Below are 23,488 nucleotides of genomic sequence, written 5' to 3' on the forward strand. Positions count from 1 at the left end.
GAATGTCTTCGCCAACGACACCTGGTGAGCTAGCAGCCAAATGGGTCAGGCCTTTTTGTCGTGCGCGACCTGCTCCCGGCCGACCTGTTGGTATGGGAGTAGTTACTTCGCCGGCTGGTCGCTTGCCGTGACGGCGGTGATCCTGGCGAGTGGCATTGTGTGTTCGCTCTGGAATACCATTCAGGCGGCCTAACACTGCGCTAAAGCCTACCTAGGAATAACCGGAGCGCCGGCGGATGTCTCCGCCGACGAAGTGTTCGTTAGTCTGTAAGGGAGGCCTGCAGATTAGTGATTTCAGCCGGCAAGTCGGTGAGAATTTGCTGGGCGCGTTCGTGAAAACGCTCCATGATCAGCTCGATCTCGTCGGTAAGATTGCCTCCGACGTTCAGCTGGTAGTCTTCATCTAGCATGTCGGTGTAGAATTCGGGGAAGAGTTCATAACCGGCTTCTTCAAGTTCCCTCTCGAGATCGACGAAGATTGATTGGAACGCCGTCACCAGATGCGTGTGGATGGCTCTGCGAAGAGCTTCCTCGGAAGGGTCCGGATCCTCGTCGCCATCGCCCCAAGGAACGAAGTAGTTCCGCGAAATCGAGGTGCATAGAACGAGCTTCGGCCATAAAGTCGGCTTGGCAGCGGATGGATGGTCATAAGTCAGGGCAAGGTCCTTTCCCTAAGTGGACGTCGAGTAACGCACCCCTGCGATGCCCCATCCGAGCGTAAGCAAGGAACGGCGTCATTGCGCCGAGGGGGCAGGGGAGTGGCGCCGCGGAGCTGCGGAAACCCGCACACTTGAGGTGCGGCTGCTCGCGGATGCGAGCTTGCATGAAGACTGACGTCGCGAATCTGCCTCTGTAACGATTGTCGAATGGGCGCTCAGATCGCGCCAGAAACCTCGGACGTTTTGGTTAACGTTGCTTCGCTTAAGGATGATCATGACGGCAACGGCGCGGGCGGCAGACGTCGGATCCAACTATCTCGATCGAAGAGGCGCTTTAGTTTGCAACGCACGTGATCCGACAGGCTCTCGAGATCCTCTGACAAAATATTTGATTTCCGAGCTGCCGTTCAGCGACTACGCCGTCGCTGCCCCTTGTCGACACCAATCCGCCAGATTCCAAGAAAGCTTGATAGTGGCCGCATCAGGGGAGGACAAAGAACCCCCACCTCAGATCAACCCTCCCGCCCTTCCCATCAAGAAGTCCTGTACGGCCGGCGCCATTATATACTCTGGCACGTGGATGGGACGGTGGAAACGGGGCCGTTCGCAGACAGTCTGCTTCTGAGTGTCGACTTGGGGATAGCAAGCTGCCGTCGGGTGCCAACGAGTGAATGGCCGCGTTCGATCTGGTTGCCCGCCCAGCTTCGATGTCTTCCCGTGCCCACCGAGTGTGCCAAGGTGCATGCTGGCGGTGGGCTCGTATCCCGGGCTGTCGGGGAGGTTCTTTTTCATGCGACGGTGCTCTTGGCGACGTGGTCACCTGCAGTATTCAACTGCCGACTCCCATGCTGTCCTTGCTGTGATCTAAGCATCCACACACCCCGACCTCAGCGATGAAGCATTTGCGCTCCCCAAAGCAACGCTCCCGCTCAGAATTCCCGGTATAGTTAGGCGCGTGGGGTAGTGCCCGGCTACGATCGCCTCGAGCACGCCTATCCCGGCGCAATTGTTTGCCGCTCACATGGCGTAATCACGGCGCATTGCTGGCTACCCGGGTGTTCTGCCCAATACGCTGTGGCGGGAAACCCGGTTACACATACCCTACGCTTTCATAAACCGCCCATAACTTCAAAGCTCATTGGTAATTTTTCTTCGGGACCAGGAAAGCCTCGAATGATCGTGTGGAGCGGACGCTTGCTCGGACCCACCCTATTGGATGAACTGGCTCGCGGACAGAATTGGACGTCGGCTTTGAATTGGATCCATGGACATAATAGTCAGGTAAACCCGTTCGGCGCTCTGCCGGTGAACCGGCGCCTCCATTACTGCTCAAGCACTGAGCGTATTTTCATCATAAAATGCGAAAGCACAATATTGCGCCATTGTATATTGTATGAAAGTCTGCCTCGGAGGTGGAACTACGGTGATTTTGATGCGTCATGTCATTCGAGCAGACCTGGTGATTGACGGGATGGGCGGCGCAATTGAGCGTGGCGCCGTATTGTACGAGGGTGACCGCATCCTCGACATTGGTGGCGCCGGACACATTGGTGACGTTGCCGATGCGGAGTTGATCGAGACAACTGGGACAGTGCTGCCGGGTTTGGCTGACGTGCATGTTCACCTGCGGTCGCCCGGCACCCCCACCGAGGGTGGGATCCACCGGGATGAATTCTTGCACATGTCCTTCGCCGATCTGGCGTTACGGGCCTCGCATTACGCGCTGGCGACCCTTAAGTCGGGATTTACCATGGTCCGTGATGTCGGCGCGCCTGGAGGGGTCATCATCGACCTGCGCAAAGCCATCGACAGCGGCTACGTCACCGGCCCTCGTATCAAGGCGTCGGGTATGGGCCTCACCGTCACGGGTGGCCACATGGATCCGCCGGGCTGGGCTGAGCATGTCGAGATTAGCAATACCTTCTCCCCATGCAACGGCCCGATTGGCTTCCGGACCGGCGTGCGGGAGCAGCTCAAGCGAGGCGCGGACCTCATCAAACTCAACACCTGGGTGAGCTACCACAACAGCCCCACGCGCTTCTGGCGCAGGGAAATGACCGACGAAGAAATTGCGGCAGCTTGCGACGAAGCGCACGCGCAGGGCGTGCACGTCGCCGCCCACGTCTATGGCCCCGAAGGCGTCGCTGCATCGGTTCGTAACGGGGTCGACACCATCGAGCACGGACACTGGATTGATGAGCCCACCATAGAGCTGATGGTGAAGCACAACACCACCTTTGTCCCTACGCTGACCATTAATGACGTCCACGCCAATTACGCTCTGGACAACCCTGCGGTGTCAGAAAAGGGCAAGCGTTGGCATCGCGAGTCGAGCGCCGCTAAGTGGAAAACGCTGGAACGGGTGCGCGCCGCCGGCATCCGCGTGTGCACCGGCACTGACAGTGGCTTCCAGCTCGAAAACGGGAAATGGGGGGCCTACGAGCTCCAGCTTATGGTTCGTGGTGGCTACACCCCCATGGAGGCCATCATCGCCGCCACATCGTCCAGCGCCGACCTGCTCGAAATCGAAGCAGGGCGCCTGGCCAACGGCAAGTTGGCCGACTTCGTCATCGTCGACGGCAACCCCTTGGAGGACATCACGGTCCTCGGCAAGCACGACCGTCTACGCGTGTTTAAGGGCGGCGTAGAAATCCACTAGCGCCGATCAACAAGAGAGCCGCGGCAGCGGCCGGAAACTACCAGGGAGACTTCGAACAATCGGCGCCACACAGCGCCAAACAGGGGTCATCAATGACGTCATTCCAGAAACGCCTTACGCCAGCGCGACTTCTGCTCGCCGCCAGCGCGTTTGCTCTGGCCGCATCGCCCGCCTTTGCGGCTGGAGATCTGATCATCGCCGTGCCCGCAAGCATTGAGCCGGCAAACCTCGACTATCAGATCGACCCCTATACTACGACTATCCTCTTCGACAGCTTCATGACCGATCCCCTGGTGATCTTGGCGCCCAACGGCACCTATCAGCCGGCGCTGGCGACTGCCTGGGAAATATCGAAGGAAGCTACCACATACACCTTCACCTTGCGCCAGGATGTGATGTTCCAGGACGGCACGCCGTTCAACGCCGAGGCGGTCAAATTCAATTTCGATCGCATCCTTGCTCCGGAAACTGCTTCCGCCCAGCTCGCCAACAATGTCGGTCCTCTGAGCGCCGTCGAGGTCCTAGACGAATACACTGTGCGCTTCGTCTACGAAGAGCCATGGGTGACGTTTATGGACGTAGCACGCAAGGCCCCCATGTGGTCCCCGACTGCCATCGCCGCCTCAACCCTTCAGGACTTCGACAAGCAGCTGGTCGGCACGGGCCCCTTCATTCTCGATGAATGGGTGCCCAACGATCACATCCGCATGACCCGATGGAACGAGTACGGTGGATGGAATTCCATCATGCCCAAACCAGGCCCAGTATCGCTCGACTCCGTCACCATCCAATTCATCGGCGAGCCTGCCGTTCTCGGCAGCGTGGTTGATGCCGGCGAGGCGCACATCGCCTTCCAGATCCCGGCTCTATCTGTCTCTCAATATGCCGACCGCGATGACGTTGCCCTCTTCAACAAGGGCCAAGCGGGCACGGGGCTGTCCATGGTCATGAACGTGCGCAATCCGCCGCTCGACAATGTCGCGGTGCGCCAGGCGCTGCTGTATGCGCGCGACATGCCGCTGATCAATGACCTGCTTTACGATGGGCTCTATGAAGCCTCCGATGGTCCCCTGAACAATATCCATCGCTGCTTCTGGCCTGGCGCGATCGAGATGTACCCCCACAACACGGCCAAGGCGATGGAACTGCTCGAATCGGCCGGCTGGGTTGAGGGACCTGATGGCATTCGGGTGGCCCAAAGCGTCGAAGGCGTGGAAGACGGAAGCCCACTTTCTATCCGCTGGCAGGTTTTGCACCACCAGGAAATCGGCGAGGCGCTGCAGGCGCTCTATCGCGAAGTCGGGATCGACCTGCAGGTCGAGATCGTCCCCGGCCCCGTTCAGCTCGAACAGGTCCAGCAGCGCACCTTCCATATTATGTACGAACGGCTGCGCAACACCGATCCCAAGATCCTCGACGACATTTACAACCCCAAATACGACCAGCCGGGCGGCTGGGCTTGGACGGGCTACGACAATCCGGACCTGACCGCGCTGCTTGAGGAAGTTGCCGGCAATCCCGATGATGCAGCCCGATGCGAAGCGGCCAAGCAGGCGCAGGAGTTCATCATGACTGAAGCTCTCATGGTGCCTACGCTCAGTGACCCCTCATTCGTGGTGGCCAGCAGTGCCGTCGAAGGCTTCGAACTCGGGGCTGAAGGCACCTTCTTCTACCTGCACAACGTCACTCTTGATGACTAGTCCACGAGGGCGGGCGCTCGGCGCCCGCCGACCTAGATTCTTCGACAACGCATAGTCAGGCGGGCGTCCAATGGGCACCTACATCGTTGGCCGTATCGTGCAATTGTTGCCGGTCCTGGTCCTTATCTCCATCATCGTTTTTGCCATCATGCATCTGCTTCCCGGCGACCCGGCACTGCTGATGTTGGCTGGCGCCGAAGGCGGTGCCATAGGCCCGGAGCGCTTGGCTGAATTGCGTCAACAGATGGGCCTTAACGAGCCTCTGTTAACTCAATACTGGAACTTTCTATCAGGGGCTTTGACTGGCGATCTAGGGAATTCGCTGCGCCATCGCGAGCCCGTGCTCGATATGATTCTTGATCGCCTCGGCTCCACCATGGAGCTGGCCGTGGCGGGCATCGCCTGCTCGCTCGCGATCGGCGTGCCACTCGGCATCGTCGCCTCAGTGCGACAGGGCGGCTGGATCGATGCCTTCTGCATGACCCTGTCTTATCTCGGCGCCTCGGTGCCGGTCTATTGGCTGGCCCTGATGCTGGTCTTCATCTTTGCTTTCAATTTGGCCTGGTTTCCTTCCTCGGGCGGCGGCAGCCTCGATCGTCTCGTGCTGCCCGCGTTGTCCTTGGGTCTGATCAATGCCGGGCTCATTGCGCGGCTGGTCCGCTCGAGCATGATCGAGGTGCTGCGGGAGGACTATATGCGCACTGGTCGGGCCAAGGGCTTGCCGCCCAGGCTTCTGCTGTGGCGCCATGGGATCAAGAACGCCATGATCCCCGTCGTCACGATGGTGGGCCTGCAATTCGGCAATATGCTTGCAGGCACCGTCGTCACCGAAACCGTGTTCAGCCGCCCCGGCGTGGGTCGCATGGTCGTCAACGCTATTATCGCCAAGGACTATCCCTTGGTGCAAGGCTCGGTCCTCTTTCTCGCTGTGCTCTACGTATTGGTCAATCTGGCGGTTGACATCGCCTATGCCTGGCTCGACCCGAGGATCCATTATGGACGCTAGAGCCGAGTCTACCGCGATGGCGAATTCCGATACCATTTCCCTGCCGTGGCGCGACGCCTTCCAGCGCTTTCTTAGTGACGCCGGCGGCCGCATCGGCTTGGCTCTGATCCTCGCTTGGATCCTGATTGCGGTGTTTGCCCATCTCGTTTCCCCCTATGACCCAAATGTCCTGGTCGGCCGCGCGCGCCAGGCCCCATCGCCCGAGCACTGGTTCGGCACTGACATGCTGGGCCGCGACATGCTTAGCCGGGTACTTCATGGCTCCCGCGTTTCACTGATGCTTGGTGCCATCAGCGTTCTGTTCGGCATTGTCCCAGGCGTATCACTGGGCCTCGCCGCTGGCTACTTCGGCGGCTGGGTCGACGCCCTTATCTCGCGTTTCGTCGACGCGCTTTTGGCCTTCCCCAGCATCATCCTGGCCCTCATCATCATTGCCACGCTGGGCCCGGGCATTTTCAACGTCATGATCGCGGTCGGCATTTCCGCCGTCCCTGAATATGCGCGGTTGATGCGCGGCAGCGTGCTCGCCGTGAAGTCACAGCCTTATGTCGAAGCCGCTTGGTTGGTTGGCAACGGGCCGTTACGCATCATGGCGCGCCACATCTTCGTCAACGCTAATGCGCCGCTAGTCGTCTTCACCACCCTCCAGGTCGGCAACGCCATCTTGGTCGGAGCAGGGCTCTCCTTTCTCGGCCTGGGCGCCCAGCCGCCTACGGCGGAATGGGGGTTGATGTCGTCCGAAGGCCGGCAACTGCTGCAACGTGCCTGGTGGATTTCCGCTTTTCCCGGCCTCGCCATCCTTACGGTCGTAATCGGCTTCAACCTGCTGGGCGATGGTCTCCGCGCCGCGCTCGACCCAAAGATAAGGGCACGCTGATGGGCGCTCTGCTCGAAGTCGAAAATCTCAACGTCAGCTTTCCCACCGAGCGCGGAGTCATCGATGTGGTCCAGGGCGTCAGCTTCCGCCTCAGTCCCGGCGAAACGCTGGCGATCGTTGGTGAAAGCGGATCGGGCAAGTCTGTTTCCGCCCTGGCGCTGATGCGCCTCCTTGGCAAGGCCAGGGTCAGCGCCGACACCATGCGCTTTGCCGGCACTGATCTTCTCAGCGCAACTGAAGCGCAGCTGCGCGCCATTCGGGGCAAGGAGATCGCCATGATCTTCCAAGATCCCATGACCTCGCTTAATCCCGTGCTCACCGTCGGCCGGCAACTGACCGAGATGTTCGAGCTGCACATGGGCCTGTCGGCGGGCGCGGCTCGCAAGGAGGCCATAAATCTCCTCAAGCTGGTGGGAGTCCCTTCACCCCAAGAGCGGCTCAACGCCTACCCACACCATTTCTCCGGGGGCATGCGACAGCGCGTCATGATCGCCATGGCTGTCGCCTGCCGGCCGAAACTGCTGATCGCCGACGAGCCGACCACCGCCCTCGATGTCACCATCCAGGCGCAGATCCTCGACATCATCGCGGGACTACAGCGCGATTTCGGTATGGCCATCATCATGATCACCCATGATCTCGGCGTCGTCGCCGGCATCGCCGACCGTATGGCCGTCATGTACTCGGGGCGGGTGGTCGAACACGGGCTAACCGAGAACGTCTTTGCCGATCCGCGCATGCCCTATACCCGCGGCCTTCTTGGATCGGTGCCGCGTTTCGACCTCGACGACGCCGAGATGATCCCCATCCCGGGTACGCCCCCCGATCCCGCCAAACGGCCGCCTGGCTGCTGTTTTTCGCCCCGCTGCTCGGTGATGTTTGACCGGTGCCTGCGCGAGCAGCCTGCGCTTTTTGTAACTGGCGTCGATCGCGGCGCTGCCTGTTTCCTCGCTGCCCCTGCAGCGGCTTATGAAGGCGTGCCCTCATGATCCCTGTCCCCCTGCTCGAGCTGATCGATCTCAAGGTCCATTTCCCCGTTCATCGTGGCCTAGTCTTCCAGCGCCAGGTCGGCGCGATCAAGGCGGTCGATGGCATCTCGCTCAAGGTCCAAGCCGGATCCAGCCTGGGCCTCGTAGGAGAGAGCGGGTGCGGCAAGTCCACGCTGGGTCGCGCAGTCGTGGGGCTTACAAGGCAAACCTCCGGAGAGGTGATCTTCAAGGGACGCAACGTCGAGCAGTCCACCAAGGTCGAGCGTATACGCGATCGACGCCGCATCCAGATGGTCTTCCAAGACCCCTATGCGAGTCTTAATCCGCGCATGACCATCGGCGACATCATCGGTGAACCCATCCGGCTTCACTGCCTACGCCAGGGTAGCGCCGCAATCCAACAGCGGGTGCGCGAGCTGCTCGAGCTGGTCGAGCTCAACCCAGCCTACGCCGGGCGCTACCCCCAGGAATTCTCAGGCGGCCAGCGCCAGCGCGTCGGCATCGCCCGGGCTCTGGCCTGCGAGCCCGACCTCATCGTCTGCGACGAGCCGGTCTCGGCCCTTGATGTGTCCATCCAGGCCCAGATCGTGCGGCTGCTTAAGAACCTGCAGCGCGAGTTGGGGCTGACCTACATCTTCATCGCCCACGGTCTGGGCGTGGTGAAACACATCTCCGACGATGTCGCCGTCATGTATCTGGGCAAGATCGTCGAAAAAGCCGACCGGCGCCGCCTCTTCGCCTCACCTAACCACGCCTATACGCGTTCGCTCGTCAGCGCCGTCCCCGTGCCCGATCCCCGAGTCGAGCGAACCCGCACCCGCATCGTCCTCAATGGCGATCTCCCCAGTCCCATGAACCCACCGAGCGGTTGCCGCTTCCACTCGCGCTGCCCCGTGGCAATTGATCGCTGCCGCAGCGAGGAGCCGCCTCTGGTGGTGCGTGCCGACGGCCACGAAACCGCCTGCTGGCGCGCCCACGAACTCGACCGGATCATGCCAATGGGAGCGCAGCCCGTTGCAGCTTGATCAGGCTATCATAGTCGCCGTTTACCGGCCTGTGTTGCGATCACCCGGTCCAGCAGGGGTGGATCGAACTGCGTTGATGGCTCGCGAGGCCCTCGGTTGGCTAGCTCCCGGACCTGCTCCTGCGTCCCCGCTGCCGAATAATGCGCCACCAGCACACCATCATAGAGCCTCCCGAAAAGCTCCGGGTGCTCCCGTTCGAATTTCGCGACTTCTGCCGTGGCGGCAGCACGATCGAGACCGGCGATATCGCTCAGCAGCTGCGTCAGTTCTGGCCCAGCTACGGCGTCCAGAACACCGTCCATTGTATCGGCCTGACTGTTCGGGATCAGCAGCGAAATAAGGAAACGAAGGGTCTCGGTCGGTGTGTCGTTCTTCAGGTTCATGGTGTTGGCTCAGGGATTTAGGATGTGAATGATGGCCGATCTTGAGGCAGAGGTAGTGGTCATAGGTGCTGGTCCCACCGGCGCAGCGGCGGCGTGGCGCTTGGCGACTAAAGGCATCTCAGTGGTCATGCTTGAACGGGGACACTGGTTCGACTATAACGGTGTTGGTCGCGACAGCCCTGACTGGGAACGCAGGCGCAGCGCCGAACTCCACGCCAATCCTAACATCCGGCGCAGCCCGGACGACTATCCTGTCGATGATGCCGAAACACCCATCAAGCCGATGGTCGGTAATGGAGTTGGTGGAAGCTCGATCTTCTGGTCCGCCCACGTGCCTCGTTTCCGGCCCGAGGACTTCCGCATCAACACTCTTGATGGCGTAGGCGACGACTGGCCGATCAGCTATGCTGATCTCGCTGATTATTATGCGCTCAACGAAGCGCGCTGGGGTGTCGCGAGCTATCCCGGCGATCCCTCCGCACCCCCTCGCGGCGACCACGCCTTGACCCTGCCGACCATCGGCGCCCATGGGAGGCGCATCGCCCAGGTTTTCGATCGCTTTGGCTGGCACTGGTGGCCGGTCGATCTGGTCGTCGGGCGCGACGGCGATGCTCCGGAAAATGGTCACTGCACCCACATCGGCCCCTGCGATCTGGGCTGCCCCAGCCGGGTGCGCTCCGGCGCCGACCGGGCCTTTGTCGCCGATGCCCTGGCTGCTGGCGCTCGTCTGGTCACCGGCGCCCGCGTCCAGCGGCTCGAACACGACGTTGGCGGCCTGGTCACCGCGGCGGTCTGTAAGGGGGGCGGCGGCACCTTCAGGGTCACCGGAGACCGATTTATCGTCGCCGCCAACGGGATGGGCACACCGCGCCTCTTGTTGCTGTCTGGGTCCGGTCGTTTTCCCGATGGACTGGCAAATAGTTCTGGCCTCATAGGTCGCAACCTGATGCTCCATCCGTATGGACGGGTAGACGGCATTTTTGAGGAGCCCCTGGGGGCCTGGGTCAGCGGCGAAAAAGCTGGATTGATTTCCTTTGAGTTCTACGCCACCCGCCCCGAGAACGGCTTCAAGCGCGGCCTCAAGCTGCAGTTGACCGGGGGGCCAGGGCCTCTGGCCTTGGCTAAGGGCGCGGTCTACGGCACGCGCTTGCCGTGGGGTGATGCCCACCACGCCGCCTTTGAGGCACGATTCGACCACACCTGCGGGTTCACTGTCTGCGCCGAGGATCTGGCCGATCCAGAAAACCGCATCTCGCTCTCCCCAACGCTGGTGGACAGCGACGGGCTGCCGGCTCCAAAGATGATCTACACGCTTTCGCAAAACAGCCGAAACATTCTCGATTTCGGCATGGCTCGGGCCGACGAAGTGCTGCGTGCTGCAGGCGCGATCGAGACGGCCCATACCCCATTGCGCGCCGAAGCGGGCTTTCACCTGATGGGTACGGCGCGCATGGGCGCCGACCCGGAGCGTTCCGTTGTTGATGCCTATGGTCGCTGCCACGATGTGCCCAATCTCTTCATCGCGGACGCCAGCACCTTCGTTACCTCCGCCGCCATCAATCCCACGGCCACCGCGCAGGCTTTTGCTTTGCGCACCGCTGATCAAATCTTGGCAACCTGCGCCGCATAAACAACCCTCATTTTCCGAGAGCCTATGGACAGCATCTAAAATGTAGATTGTAATACAAAGATACAATGGTTTTCCTGTTGATGACACCTGCCAGGGAATAAAACAAGGTTCGACAATAGAAGGCGATGCCTGATGGCTGTGTGCTTGGGCATTGCGCAATATTGTCCAGCTTATGTTTGCTCCAAATGGAGATGTATATTGAAGCTGCTATTTGAAGCTGATGCGGTAATTGACGGAACTGGGTCGCCCCCCCTGGAAAAAGGTGCGGTGCTCGTTGAGCATGGCAAGGTGATTGCTGTTGGTCGACAAACTGACCTAGGGCTGCCGAACGGCGCAAGGCGCATCACCACCTCGCCCGGTTCGACGCTTCTGCCCGGCCTTATCGATTCCCATGTCCATCTGGCCTATTCAGGCAGCGAGGATATCAAGCGTCTCCGTGCCGACCGCATGGACGTGTCCTATCCCGCCGTTGCCCTGCGCGCGGCTGCCTATGCGCAATCATCGCTTGTGCACGGATTCACCGCGCTGCGGGACATGCATTCCCCCGGCGGCGCGATCATCGATCTGCGGAATGCCATCGCTCGGGGTGATGTGGTCGGCCCGCGGTTGGCGGCGCCGGGCAGAGGGCTCACAGTCAGCGGCGGCCACATGGACCTGCCGTTTTATGCCGATCATGTGACGCTCGAGAACTTCGCGCATGCGTGCGACGGGCCTGATGCCTTTCGTCGTGGCGTTAGGCTCGAAGCCAAGCGCGGCGCCGACTTCATCAAGCTCAACACCTGCGTCGGCTCCCGCAAGAAGCCGGGCATATACTGGCGTCCCGAAATGAACCCCGAGGAGATCCGGGCTGCCTGCGATGAAGCTCACGCACAGGGCCTCCTCGTTGCCGCCCACACCTCGGGGGGGCCGCCGCTGACAGCCACCGTCGAAAATGGCGTGGATTGTGTCGAGCACGCCCACTGGATCGACGACGATTGCATCGAGCTCATGGCTGAGCGCGGCACCTTCCTCGTCCCTACCTTGCTGGTCAACGAGCGCAATTTCGAAGTGGCCCTCGCGCCCGGGCAAGTAATTTCCGATTGGGCTCATGCCTCGCGCCAAGCCAAATGGATCTCGCTCGAAAAGGCCCGCAAGGCCGGCATAAAGGTCGGTGCCGGAACGGATGCCGGGTTCATGGTCCCCCATGGCACCATGCACTGGCGCGAACTGGCACTCCTCGTGCAGGGCGGCTTCACCGAGATGGAAGCGATCGTGGCGGCGACCGCCGTCAACGCCGAAATCATGGGCATCCACGCCGGCATTCTCACTGCAGGCCGCCACGCGGACATGCTGGTCGTCGCCGGCAATCCGCTCGCCGATATCAGCGTTCTGGCCGATGTCGAAAAACTCACCGTCTACAAGGACGGCTTCAAGGTAGCGGAGCGAGGGACTCTCCTCTCATCCATTCCAGCGGAGCTTGCCGCATGAAACTGATCCGCGCAAATAGGCTGATCGACGGCACCGGCGCCGCCCCGCTGGCCGGAGCCGCCGTGCTCATTGAAGGCGACCGTATCAAGGCAGTCGGCCGCGTCGCCGATATCGGCACACCAGAGGGGGCTGAAATCCTCGACGCTCCGCCCGGCGCCACACTCATGCCCGGCCTCGTCGATGTCCACGTACACCTGGCCTATAGCGGGGAGGTTGATCCCGACGCGTTCCGCGCCGAAAGTACCTCCATCCACTATCCGGCTATGGCCCTTCGCGCCGCGCGCTATGCCCGGGAATCCCTGGAATATGGCTACACTGCCCTGCGCGACATGCATGCGCCCGGGGGCGTTATCATCGATCTGCGCAACGCTATCAATAGCGGCTATCTCCAAGGCCCGCGGATCAAGGCCCCCGGCCTCGGGCTGACCGTCACCGGCGGTCACATGGATCAGCCCGGCTTTGCGGACTTCGTTGAATTTCGCGACATGAATGCGGCGTGCGACGGTCCGGACGGCTTCCGCAAGGGCGTGCGTTCCCAGGCCAAGCGCGGCGCAGATTTCATCAAGCTCAACCCCTGCGTCGGCTCGCGCCGTGACGAGCGCTTCTATCGCTTCGAGATGACAGTGGCCGAAATCACCGCCGCCTGCGAGGAGGCTCACGAGCAGGGTCTCATGGTCGGGGCGCACACCTCTGGCGGCCCGCCATTGACGGCCGCCATTGCCGCCGGCTGCGACACCGTCGAGCACGCCCACTGGATCGACAACGCCACTCTAGAAGTGATGGTGGAGCGCGGTACCTATCTGGTGCCGACTCTGGCGGTCAACGAGGCGTCCTCCACCTATATACTTGACCAACCCAATGCGTCCCCCAAGACGAGGCGCTGGGCAGAAGCTTCCGAAGAGGCTAAGTGGGAGCGCCTGACCCGCGCCAAAAAGCTCGGTGTTCGCGTCGCTGCCGGGTCCGATGCGGGCTTCTTCATGCCCCATGGCGTTGGCAATGGCCGCGAACTCGAGCTGCTGGTCAAGGGCGGCTATTCGCCGCTCGAAGCCATCCATTGCGCCACCGCCGTGGGCGCCGACCTCATGCAGATCGACGCCGGGCGCCTGCTGCCGGGCAAGCTCGCCGACATCCTCGTCGTCGCCGGCAATCCTCTCGATGACCTTTCCATCCTGCGCCGGCGTGAAAATCTCAGCGTCTATCTGGGCGGCAAGCCCATCGCCCGCCTGCTGGAAGTGGCCACCTAATGGAAGGCCCGCCGCCTCCAAATCCGCTCCGCAACCCCTGCCGATCTCCGCAAAGACCGCGAAGCGCGAGATCGGCGCCGAAGTCAACCTCTCAGCACCCCAGCGAAGGAACTCCGATGACGACCATGAAAACCCTGCTGCTTGCCGGCACCGTGGCGGCTTTGTTGCCCACGATGACTGCTCGCGCCACTCCGCCGGACGACACCCTGGTTGTGGGCCTGTCGACCGATGCCAATACCTTCGATCCGGCGCAGATCTCAGCGCGCGACAATTCCAACGTTGCTCGGCATATGTTCCGCACGCTGTATGAAGGCTTGCCGTCCGGGGACACCGCGCCGGATCTGGCCGTTTCCTATGTAATTTCCGATGATGGGCTTTCTTACACCTACACCTTGGCGGAGGGGCTTACCTGCGAGAATGGCGAGCCACTGACTGCCGAGGATGTCGCCTATTCATTTGAGCGCGCTGGGGACCCCGTCAACAAGTTCACCGGCAACACGCCTGGGTATATCTTTTCTTCAGTCGGGTTCAAATCGGCGGAGGCGGTGAGCGATCTTGAGGTCAAGGTGACGATCGGCCAAAAGAACCCGATAGCCTTTACCCTGCTCGCCGACGTGCTGATCCATTGCAAGGACAGCTACGAGGCCATGTCCATAGAGGAAGCTCTCGAAAAGCCGGTAGCTTCAGGCGACTATCGATTAGCTGCCTGGGACCGGGCATCGCAAATTGTGCTCGAGAAGTTCCGGGGGGAGGCGAATTTCGACAAGATTATCTATCGGATCATTCCTGAGGCCTCCACGCGCACCGCCGAGCTCATCGCCGGCAATGTCGATATCATTACGAATGTTTCGCCCGATCAGATCGATGCGGTGAACAGTTCCGGGGCTGCCGTGGTTCAAGCTGTGCAGGGAACGCGCCGGATCTATGTCGGGTTCAACCTGCGCGAAGACTTCGCCGAAGCGAGCGAAGGGGGAGCAGCCATCCAGAAAACAGATGTCCGCAAGGCTCTGCAATATGCGGTCGATGTGCCTTCGATCTGCACTCAGCTGCTCAATTTCGAATGCGAACGCGCTGATGGACTGGTAAATCCCCCGAACGACAACCAGAACCTAGAGCCTTACCCCTATGACCCCGACATGGCTGAAAAGCTGCTCGATGAGGCTGGTTACCCACGCGGGGAAGATGGGGTCCGATTCGAGATAACCCTCCAGGGTCCGCGCGGCCGCTATCTCAACGATGCCGATGTAATCCAGGCCATTGGGCAATATCTGACCGATGTGGGTGTGCAAACCGAGGTGGAGTTGATGGAGTTCGCCTCCGTGTACGTGCCTCTAATCCGCGAACACGATGCGGGGCCGCTGTTCTTTCTTGGCACCGGCGGCAATCTCTCGAGCGCGCTCAATGACATGACCGATCTGGCCACCGTTGAATCAGGTACCAACTATACCAGCTGGGCAAACCCGGATTGGTTTAGTGGCTGGGCCGAGATCGCCCAAACTAGTACGCCCGAAGAGCAACGCCCGATCATCGATCGCATGCTTGAAGTGTTCTACAACGACCCACCATGGCTGATGCTCTACTTCCAGCCCGACTTCTATGGCGTTGCTAACCGGATCAATTGGGAAGCTCGCCGCGATGAGCGGGTTTACCTTTGGGGCGCTACCCTGGCGTCCAACTAGGCCGACGGGTCGCTACCTCGGCAACGCCGGGGTAGCGTATCCCCCACCTTTCGGTCCATCGGCTTTCTGCTTTGTTGCACTCTGGCTAAAGGTCGCGAGCGACGAACCGGACAGGCAGCTTATAGGATTTTGATCGGGCAGGTTGAACGTCCGGAATGGGGCGATAACGGACTGACTGCTATTAGCGAGCGGCGGTCAGAACCTGACATTCGCCACCCACGGCATTGTCGTCGATCAAGCGATACAAGAAGCCCGGTAGACGCCTGCGAGTTGTCTTGATTGATACCACACCCTTTCCTTCGCAATCTGAGGATGCGCCACCATAGAAAGAAGGGCAGCCAAAGCTACCCTTCTCAGTTTGTGTGCAGGTGCGGCAAGCCTAGCGTTGTAGGCCTTTGATGATCGCATATGCCTGCATGGACAGGACGTCCGAGGCAGTATCGGTCACCCTGCCATCTTCACGCGCCTGCTTGAGCAGGTCGAGGTATTCGCGAAGGTGATGAACGGCAAGGGCGTGGAACTGGGCGTTCTGCGGGGCCTCCGCAGTATCGCCTTCAGCGACATTACGGTGGGCTGCATCGATCGCGGCCACAAGTTCTTCGCCGTCCACGATGTTGTAATAATCGGTGCTCAAGCGAAGGACGCCCGTGGATGAGAAGTCCAGGCGGTAGTGGCTGCGGTCGAGGCAATACGTGCCGCATTCCAGGCCCGTGCCGATGACCGAGGCGTTGGCTTCCGCAATCGTCTGCTGGCCATCTTCTGGGAGAACAAATCCAGCGTCAATATTGGCCTCCACGGCTGCGCGGACCTTTTCAACATAGGCCTCGTGCGTCGGATAGAGTTGGGTGAGTGTTTCGGTGGGGAAGGGCTCCCACACACCGATATTCCCGCATTCGAGGCCATCTGATCGAGCCGTAGGTACAGCCATATCAGCAAGCTGGATGCCCCCCATGGCGTTACCCCTTTCATCTCGTTCCACCCATTGCTCGGCGGGTGCCCATTTGGGGATTGGCCCAGACGGGAGCGGAGTGCCATTTTCGATGTTGGCCTTGAGGTGGTGAACGGCCGCATTAATAACATGGCTGATGGGGGTACGGGTGCGGGTCAGGCTTTCGCCGAGCGGGCCGGTCGGACCGCAGGCATCATTGCCGGTCAAGCCAATGCCGAGGTCGCGCAGCCTCACGCCGTTGCGCCCGACGCGTTGCAGAATATCGCCATGCGACGAGCCGGATACCCAGTAGGACTTGCGCAGCTCAGTTTCAGATTCCTCGAAAACGTCGTCGTACTCGCTCTCGCTAAGAACGCGGATTGCCGGGACCTTAAGGTCGTCGCGCAACGGCGAATTGTGGACTTGGAACAGAAAGCCGTCATAGATCGGAGCGCCAAGATGGAGGTAATTGGCATAGACGCTCATGCGCCGACCCGACTGTGACATGCCCACGCCAATCAGGTTCTTGACGTCGAGGCCCCCAAGAATCTCGCCGTTGTTTTTGAGGGCCGTGCCCACCTGCGCAAAAATGTCGTAGGCTGTTTGGCTGTCGAGGCAACACTCGTCGCTGCCGCCCGTGACATCCAGTTTGCCATAGCGTTCGGCGCTGAACTTCTTCAGGCCAAGCTCCTCATGCGAAATGCTGTTATCCTGCGCCGACAGGCCCACATAGACATAGCCGTCACGCAACAGATGCTGATGCGACTGCACCCAGAAATACTCGCCGTCGAACCCATCCGAGACGTTGAGCCACTCGACGACCACAGTGCCATTGAAATCAGCCGGGTCAACGGGACGCCGAACAACCATTCGGGTGTGATAAGGGATGCCCGTCTCGACTACCCTTGCATTCTCAGTGGGGAGGGTATCGGGCGTTCTATCGGGGGCGTCATAGGTGTTTCCTACCCCGCTGACGAAATATTCTTCTTCGCGATAACCTCGGCTTTCAAGAGCGATATCGGTCGAGAAAAAAATGTAATCGTTCGAAGGACTGTCGAGGCCTTCGCTCGCGAAGGGCCCGGTCACGGTCGGAACGACAACGCCAGCACCAGCTTGTTGGGCTATGGCGGAACTCGCCACTACCGAGGATGCAATTGCCGCTGCAGCCAACAAGGCATAGCGGGACCGTTGCCGCCACTTGGGCAGCCCGTAAGCGTAAGTCATTGATGTCTCCTCATGGTCGGCCTAATCCGGCCAACTCCCGTTTGACCCTCATGGGGCCCACATGCATCAGGCTCGGCGACGAGGCTGTTTACATGACGCTCAGTTCTGATGATTGACAACGGGCCCGATCAAGTTCCTCCGACGGTCTCGTTGCTCTCTCATTTGAACGGCTCGCGACCAGCAGTAGAAATGGTAGCGCGTCCACAAGTCAACGAGGCACGCCTTCCGGGCGCGCCATTTGGTTAGCCCGCTCTCACATTCGATACCCTCCCGCTCCAGTCGGGGTCTTATGCTGCAGGGGCGTGAAAGTGAGCTGGCTTGCCAGTGATTGCAGGTCAGTAAAGCAAGCTGACGCACCAAGATTGTTCGTTGAAGGAGGAGCGCGTGAACTTACGTCGCATTCTGTTGCTGTCGTCGTGCCTGGTCGGTCTTGCCCCCGTGGCAGCCTTCGCGGCGGACGGAGTTTTCCAAGTAGGCGCGGCCAAGGTGGACATTTCTCCGCCTGACGAGCTTTATCCCATCGCGCAGGGTCGCAGCTTCTTTGACCCGGTCAAAATGGAAAATGTCCAGTTGCCCTGGACCGGCACCCATGACCCGGTTTATGCGCGCGCCATGGTGATCAACAATGGCGAAACCGAAGTTGCCATGGTTACCATGGATGTCGGCGGCGTGCCCGTAGCGGCTGATCTGACCGCAATGATTGCCGAAAAAACCGGCATTGCACCTGAAGGTATCTGGCTAGCGGCAACCCATAATCACAGCATGCCCTCAGTAGGGCGCGCGCCCGGTGGGATAGCCGATCAGGCGTCCGACCCCGCTTCCAAGGCAATGCTGGACAAGATCCTTGCAGGAGCCGTTGAGGCGGTGGTGCAGGCCAAGGCGGACCTGCAGGATGCCCGCATGGGCCACGGAGCCGGCCAAGCCTATGTGAATGTGAACCGGGACGAGTTCATCGATGATCGCTATGTGATCGGCTATAACCCGGAAGGCCCGTCCAACAAGCGTGTGGATGTGCTCAAGTTCGAGTCTGTGGAGACCGGCGAGCCGATTGCTTTCCTGGTGAACTATGCCGTGCACAGTGTGGTCATGCTGACCGCAGTGACCAAGGATGGTGGCTCGGAAGTTACCAGCGATCTAGCCGGCTGGACCTCCAATTTCGTGGAGACCCACTACGACGACAAGCCTGTAGCTTTGTGGACAATGGGCGCCGCGGGCGACCAGAATCCGCTGTTTATGGCCCTTTACAACCAGTCCAATGAGGGCCGGGTCAAACCGGGCAGCACCGATCTGGGCACAGGTGGCTGGGCCCTGCTGCATGCCCAAAGCGCGCGGCTGGCCGAAGAAGTGATCCGCGTTTCCGAGAAGACCGAAGCCGATACCACTGAAGTTGCCATCGGAGCGGGCGTGGCTACCGCCGTCTGCCCGGGCGGCAAGGTGATCATGGATCCCAAGACCGCTGCGGTGACCAATGAGGATGCTCCGGATGTCGAGTTGCGGCTGCAGGCCATCACCCTCAACGACGTTGCGCTCACCGGGGTAAACGGCGAGGTCAACACGGTGATCGGCGACCGGTTCATGGAACAGTCTCCGGCCCAAGAGACGATCCTGATCACGCATACTGCTGGATCGATCGGCTATATCCCAGATGACGAGAGTTACCCGAAAACGACGTTTGAGGTCACGAGCTCCCGCATGAAGCCCGGTTGTGCCGAGCCGGCGATCATCGAAGGCTTGGCCCAGCTGATTACGTCCGTATCGTCGAAGCCCTGAATCCCCGGGAGCGGGCAACCCGCTCCCGTTCGTCTTGCAGGCGAGCACAATGGACTCCGGGAAGATCATTAAAGTCAGCTGCGCGCCGTCAGGCGGCATAGTGGCACCCCCTCAGCCTCGGTTCCGTTCGGCGCGGCTCCGCTGCACGCAAGCTTGAAAACCTCGTGGCAACCGCATGGATGAGGGACAAGAAAGGGACCAGATCGGCATGGTTCATTGTTTATCCCCTCGGGCTAGCCAAGATTATCTGGAGCTCACCATCGAGTCCAAGAACCTTGGCGTTGTGGGACAAATCCCGTTTCTGGAGCGCTTGTCGGTGCTCACGGCAGTAGGTTCCCCCGGCGCTGCCATCGTGTATGCCCAGGCCGTACTGGAACATGCCCAGTGGGTTGGCGGGCCCCCACTGCTCGGGGGAGGAGTCTTATGCAGTCCGCTTTCGTCCAAGCTCAGTTTCCCAGGTCGCGCCGGATGCGTGTTCGAAGTCTTGGAAGGGAAACTTGCCCCATGGGTCATCAGAACCGCTGACGAAGACATTTTCCCCTCGATACCCAGTGCTCGGCACAAGGAAAATTCTGCTGAACGCCTGGATGTGTTTCTGGGCTGGAGTTATTGCGGATCACAGCAGTCCGGTCGCCTCGACCTGCCCTTGCTGGTTGCCCTCTGGAACGACGAGAAGTTTCGCGGCGTAGTTGCGGAGGCCCTGCAGTATTGTGGGGACCGCCACCACAGGTATCGGTGGCGCTTGCTGGCGTAAGGCCCCAATCGTTCGGGCTTGCGCGTCTGAATAGGTGAACCAGCTGGGTGCAAGCCCGGCGAGCTGGATATGCCCGCCCCCGCCGCTCTCAACAGTGCCCGAGCCTGACAGAGATAATCCAAACAGCAGCCGCTCAGGCGTAGATTTCCATCACCCCATTATAGATCGAGACCAAGCCGACTACGCCAATGACGAAGCGTGTGTAGCGCTGGAAATGGGCCTCGCTCATCCATTCGAGGATGAACTTGCTGAGGAAGGTTCCAAGGATTGGAAATATCAGGGCTACGGCGAGAAGTTCCGGACCCAGCGCGACCGACATGCCCGACAGCGCCAGAAAGTAGGCCGTTTTGGTCAGGTTGCCGATGAGCTGGCAGCCGGCCTTGGTTGCTACGATCGTTTTGCGGTCAAAGCCGGTGCGGATAAAGAACGAATCCACCAAGGGTCCGGCAACGCCAGCGACCAGGGTCACCGCCATGCTCGCAAAGCCGCAGAGCAGTCCGCCCGCCGGCCGGTCGGCCTGGGGCACCCAGCGCTTGGGCAACGCCATGGCAAGAAATGGTGCCAGCCCCAACATGATCAGCACCACGGCACGATTGGGTTCGAAGCGGAACAAGCTGAAGATTGCCACGGAGGCGAGGGTGCCTCCGGCGAAGTAGCCCACGATGCGCCAGCGTGTGAACCGGCGCCAGGTGACGACCCGCCAAAGATTGCCGGTCGCCTGCGCCAATCCGTGCAGCGCCATAGCGGTGGCGACGTCGAGCCCCATGGCAAGAAGCACAAGCAGGAGCACCATGCCGCCCGCCATGCCGAACACGCCCGACATGAACGAGGTCAGCGTTATAACAGCCGCGAGTCCAAGCGCGAGCATCGCGCCGGTGCCTAGCCGAGATAAACCGGGTCAGGGCGGGAGAAGTAGCAAAGCAGGGTGTGGGTGGCCAGTGCGTAGTTCTTGCCGTTCAGTGCGGCATGGGCAACGCCAGGCAGGATGATCAATTGCTTGTCGGGGTTGGGCAAGCGGGTGAAGAACGCGAGGACGTCGTCCTCGGAAGCGATGCCGTCCCACTCCCCACGCATGATCATCACCGGCACCGCGATGGTTGCTGGATCCATCACCGGCAACTTGGTGCACATATCGATATAGGTGCCGTTGGGAATGGAAGTATCCAGTTCAAGAACTGCGTCCGCAAATGCCTCAACAACCACTTCATCTGCGCTGCCGGGATGGTCCCGGTTGAAAATCGAAACGAGGCTTGCCCGATCAATAGGGCGGCGCAGCGAGGTGGTGAGTTCAGGCAGGCGCTTGCGCCGCTGTTCGAGGGTCGGGCTGCCCTCGCCGGTCCACACCACCGCGTCCATCGCCAGGCGGCCAACCAAAGCGGGGTCGCGCGCGACATAGACGGCCGCCCGCAGGGCGCCGGCCGACCCGCCATACACGTGGATATTGGTGTCCCCGGTCATCTCATTGATGAACTTCATCACCACTGCCAAGTCATCGGCGCCGTCGGCAATGTCGAAGAGCCGGTCGCGGTGCTTGGATGATTTCCCGTAGCCTTCACAGTCGAAGGTCCACGCGTTCCAGCCTTGCGCCGCAAGGCTTTCCATCAATGAATACTGCATACCTCCCCCAACGATCAGGTCAAAGCATGGCAGAGAGGCCTGCGAAGAGCCGTGCACGAGCACGATGTTGCCACGTGCCGCCTTGGCATCGGCGGGACCTTTGCGCCTGGCGAAAAGCTGGACGCCCTCGGCCTTCTCCAGAGAGAAATCCTGCTGCTCAATATTGCCCACGGTTTGCACTCCAATAGACCAATGGTGCGATTGGTACAAAGCCCAAACGCCTGTTGACAGGCTGATTAGCAGATTTCATTGTAGGCGCAAGCACACCAATATAAAAATTGGTCCGCCCATAACTGGCCAAGCCCCTGGAGGAGTTCATGACCAACTTCAAGATTAATCGCCGAAATATGCTGATCGGGATGGGGGGCGCGATGGCGCTTGGCGCCATCCGGCCAGCCTTTGCGCAGGACAATTATCCCTCAAGCCGGTTCAATGTCATTGTGCCGACCGGGCAGGGTGGCAATGCCGACATGATGGTGCGTGCCTTCGCCAATTCATGGTCGCCCATGCTGAACAACCAGTCCTTCGAGTTCGAGTACCACCCCGCCGCCAGCGGGCAGGTCGGTTACGAGCTGTTCATCAACCAGCGGGCTCATGACGGCTACAACATGCTGTTTGGCAACATGGGTCCTGAGATGATCATGTATGTCACCCAAAATCCTGGCTACAAGTTCCCTGAAGACTACACGTATTTCTGCGGTGTAGACGTGGATGACTGCGGCATTTACACCCGCCGCGACAGCCGCTTTCAGACCCTTGAAGACGTGATCGAAGAGGCGCGCAAGGCTCCGATCAACATCTCGATGACGCGGATGGCCCATCCGGGCGCCCTTGGGCTGCTTGCCTTGGCCGAAGAAACCGGGGCGCAGTTCAACCTGATCCCGTACGGTGGCGGGAACCCGGCCCTGACGGCTGTGGTCAATGGCGAAGTCGAGCTGGGTGGCGGCGGCATCTCGGGCGTGCCCAACGAAGCCAATGGCGCGCTGCGGGTTCTTACGGTGTTCAATCGGACCAAGAACCAGCTCGCGCACATGAACGAGAACGCGCCGCTGGTGAACGAGGTGCTGGGCACGGATCTGCCGGACTTCTACACGACGCGGTCCTTTGCCATGCACAATGACTGGATCGAGGCTAATCCCGAAAATTTCGAGATGCTCAAGACCACTGCAGCCAAGGTGTTCGCGGAGCCCAGCTTCGAGGAAGGCATCAAGAAAACAACCCAGCCCTGGGACGCGATGCGTTATCTCGATCAGGAAGGCTGCATGGCCTACGCCAGGGGTATCGCCGAGGTCGCGGAGCGCTTCAAGGCTCAGATCACGGCAGCCAGCTGACGACCATGACGGATAGGTCCCCCAATCAAGCCCCGGCCGATGGCCGGGGTGACAACGAATCCGCCTTGGCGAACCTGATCATACCCGCACTTGCGGCAGGATTGACGGCCTACTACATGATTTCGACGGTGGGGCTGACCTGGGAAGCACGTAGCACCGGCTGGTTGATTGGCTCGGTTCTGCTGCTGTTTTGCGCCCTTCAGGTGCTGCTGACGCTTCGTCAGGCGGTGGCTGGCAGGATCAGCTTTGGCTTTGGCGACCTGTTCGAGAATTCCCAGAACAACCGGCGCCGCCTGGCCCTGCTGCTCGCAGTGACCGTCTTCACCGCCCTGCTACCGTTCACCGGAACCACGCTTGGCCTGGCCCTGGTGCTTTGTGCCGGCATGCTGATCATGGGTGTGCGTAACATCTGGCAACTGGCGGGTATTTCCCTGGCGACTGCCAGCTTCGTTTTCATCCTGCTGATCTGGCTGGCCGGGAGCCGGCTGCCGCAGGGTGCGCTTGAGCACGCCCTGTTGTCGATCCTGCCCTAACAAGAGCAAAAGC

Annotated in this window: 19 protein-coding genes; 14 read left to right on the plus strand and 5 right to left on the minus strand. The window is 60.6% G+C overall.

Annotated elements, in window-relative coordinates:
• Nucleotides 1-260: 260 nt before the first annotated feature.
• The gene (locus HRQ64_RS03260) at nucleotides 261-497 is read right to left on the minus strand and encodes a hypothetical protein (protein ID WP_172122004.1); all 237 of its coding nucleotides are present in this window, start codon (nucleotides 495-497) and stop codon (nucleotides 261-263) included.
• 1,594 nt (nucleotides 498-2,091) lie between these two features.
• Here HRQ64_RS03260 and HRQ64_RS03265 point away from each other — a divergent pair.
• The 6 genes from HRQ64_RS03265 to HRQ64_RS03290 all read left to right on the plus strand — a co-directional run bounded on the left by HRQ64_RS03265 (nucleotide 2,092) and on the right by HRQ64_RS03290 (nucleotide 8,915).
• On the plus strand, nucleotides 2,092-3,318 hold the full coding sequence (locus HRQ64_RS03265) for an amidohydrolase family protein (protein WP_172122005.1): 1,227 nt from the start codon (nucleotides 2,092-2,094) through the stop codon (nucleotides 3,316-3,318).
• A gap of 92 nt (nucleotides 3,319-3,410) precedes the next feature.
• Nucleotides 3,411-5,018, plus strand: a complete 1,608-nt coding sequence (locus HRQ64_RS03270; protein ID WP_172122006.1) for an ABC transporter substrate-binding protein — start codon at nucleotides 3,411-3,413, stop codon at nucleotides 5,016-5,018.
• A 70-nt stretch (nucleotides 5,019-5,088) separates the two neighbouring features.
• On the plus strand, nucleotides 5,089-6,024 hold the full coding sequence (gene nikB / locus HRQ64_RS03275) for a nickel ABC transporter permease (protein ID WP_172122007.1): 936 nt from the start codon (nucleotides 5,089-5,091) through the stop codon (nucleotides 6,022-6,024).
• Nucleotides 6,025-6,040: 16 nt separating this feature from the next.
• On the plus strand, nucleotides 6,041-6,901 hold the full coding sequence (locus tag HRQ64_RS03280) for an ABC transporter permease (RefSeq protein ID WP_172122008.1): 861 nt from the start codon (nucleotides 6,041-6,043) through the stop codon (nucleotides 6,899-6,901).
• Nucleotides 6,901-7,890: an ABC transporter ATP-binding protein gene (locus tag HRQ64_RS03285; RefSeq protein WP_172122010.1), complete on the plus strand. Its 990-nt coding sequence runs from the start codon at nucleotides 6,901-6,903 to the stop codon at nucleotides 7,888-7,890. The genes HRQ64_RS03280 and HRQ64_RS03285 overlap by 1 nt, the downstream gene beginning before the upstream one ends.
• Nucleotides 7,887-8,915 carry an oligopeptide/dipeptide ABC transporter ATP-binding protein gene (locus tag HRQ64_RS03290; RefSeq protein ID WP_172122012.1) on the plus strand — a complete coding sequence of 343 codons (1,029 nt, stop codon included), beginning with the start codon at nucleotides 7,887-7,889 and terminating at the stop codon, nucleotides 8,913-8,915. The genes HRQ64_RS03285 and HRQ64_RS03290 overlap by 4 nt, the downstream gene beginning before the upstream one ends.
• Before the next feature lie 8 nt (nucleotides 8,916-8,923).
• Here the strand turns inward: HRQ64_RS03290 and HRQ64_RS03295 are convergent, their stop codons facing one another.
• A complete protein-coding gene (locus HRQ64_RS03295) occupies nucleotides 8,924-9,298 on the minus strand; it encodes a hypothetical protein (RefSeq protein ID WP_172122014.1) in 375 nt (124 codons plus the stop codon).
• A gap of 28 nt (nucleotides 9,299-9,326) precedes the next feature.
• Between HRQ64_RS03295 and HRQ64_RS03300 the strand changes: the two genes are divergently transcribed.
• The 4 genes from HRQ64_RS03300 to HRQ64_RS03315 all read left to right on the plus strand — a co-directional run bounded on the left by HRQ64_RS03300 (nucleotide 9,327) and on the right by HRQ64_RS03315 (nucleotide 15,318).
• Nucleotides 9,327-10,928 carry a GMC family oxidoreductase gene (locus HRQ64_RS03300; protein WP_172122016.1) on the plus strand — a complete coding sequence of 534 codons (1,602 nt, stop codon included), beginning with the start codon at nucleotides 9,327-9,329 and terminating at the stop codon, nucleotides 10,926-10,928.
• 198 nt (nucleotides 10,929-11,126) lie between these two features.
• Nucleotides 11,127-12,395: an amidohydrolase family protein gene (locus tag HRQ64_RS03305; protein WP_172122018.1), complete on the plus strand. Its 1,269-nt coding sequence runs from the start codon at nucleotides 11,127-11,129 to the stop codon at nucleotides 12,393-12,395.
• Nucleotides 12,392-13,639 (plus strand): amidohydrolase family protein, encoded by a 1,248-nt coding sequence (locus tag HRQ64_RS03310; protein ID WP_172122020.1) that lies wholly within the window; start codon nucleotides 12,392-12,394, stop codon nucleotides 13,637-13,639. Before HRQ64_RS03305 ends, HRQ64_RS03310 begins: the two co-directional genes overlap by 4 nt.
• Nucleotides 13,640-13,755: 116 nt before the next feature.
• Nucleotides 13,756-15,318, plus strand: a complete 1,563-nt coding sequence (locus HRQ64_RS03315; RefSeq protein ID WP_248308183.1) for an ABC transporter substrate-binding protein — start codon at nucleotides 13,756-13,758, stop codon at nucleotides 15,316-15,318.
• Between the two features lie 379 nt (nucleotides 15,319-15,697).
• On the opposite strand, the gene HRQ64_RS03320 is transcribed toward HRQ64_RS03315, so the two are convergent.
• A complete protein-coding gene (locus HRQ64_RS03320) occupies nucleotides 15,698-17,470 on the minus strand; it encodes an alpha/beta hydrolase domain-containing protein (RefSeq protein ID WP_172122022.1) in 1,773 nt (590 codons plus the stop codon).
• Nucleotides 17,471-17,854: 384 nt separating this feature from the next.
• Between HRQ64_RS03320 and HRQ64_RS03325 the strand changes: the two genes are divergently transcribed.
• Both HRQ64_RS03325 and HRQ64_RS03330 read left to right on the plus strand, forming a co-directional pair.
• Nucleotides 17,855-19,240 (plus strand): neutral/alkaline non-lysosomal ceramidase N-terminal domain-containing protein, encoded by a 1,386-nt coding sequence (locus HRQ64_RS03325; protein WP_172122023.1) that lies wholly within the window; start codon nucleotides 17,855-17,857, stop codon nucleotides 19,238-19,240.
• 175 nt (nucleotides 19,241-19,415) lie between these two features.
• On the plus strand, nucleotides 19,416-19,994 hold the full coding sequence (locus HRQ64_RS03330; RefSeq protein ID WP_172122025.1) for a hypothetical protein: 579 nt from the start codon (nucleotides 19,416-19,418) through the stop codon (nucleotides 19,992-19,994).
• Nucleotides 19,995-20,127: 133 nt separating this feature from the next.
• Here the strand turns inward: HRQ64_RS03330 and HRQ64_RS03335 are convergent, their stop codons facing one another.
• Nucleotides 20,128-20,862: a TSUP family transporter gene (locus tag HRQ64_RS03335; RefSeq protein ID WP_172122027.1), complete on the minus strand. Its 735-nt coding sequence runs from the start codon at nucleotides 20,860-20,862 to the stop codon at nucleotides 20,128-20,130.
• A gap of 11 nt (nucleotides 20,863-20,873) precedes the next feature.
• Nucleotides 20,874-21,782 (minus strand): alpha/beta fold hydrolase, encoded by a 909-nt coding sequence (locus tag HRQ64_RS03340; protein ID WP_172122029.1) that lies wholly within the window; start codon nucleotides 21,780-21,782, stop codon nucleotides 20,874-20,876.
• Between the two features lie 146 nt (nucleotides 21,783-21,928).
• Between HRQ64_RS03340 and HRQ64_RS03345 the strand changes: the two genes are divergently transcribed.
• Together HRQ64_RS03345 and HRQ64_RS03350 are read left to right on the plus strand one after the other, a co-directional pair.
• Nucleotides 21,929-22,942, plus strand: coding sequence for a tripartite tricarboxylate transporter substrate-binding protein (locus HRQ64_RS03345; RefSeq protein WP_172122031.1), 1,014 nt, complete (start codon nucleotides 21,929-21,931; stop codon nucleotides 22,940-22,942).
• A gap of 65 nt (nucleotides 22,943-23,007) precedes the next feature.
• A complete protein-coding gene (locus HRQ64_RS03350; protein WP_172122033.1) occupies nucleotides 23,008-23,475 on the plus strand; it encodes a hypothetical protein in 468 nt (155 codons plus the stop codon).
• The last annotated feature ends 13 nt before the right edge of the window (nucleotides 23,476-23,488 follow it).

The sequence above is a fragment of the Devosia sp. 919 genome (assembly GCF_013185965.1).
Taxonomy (GTDB): domain Bacteria; phylum Pseudomonadota; class Alphaproteobacteria; order Rhizobiales; family Devosiaceae; genus Devosia.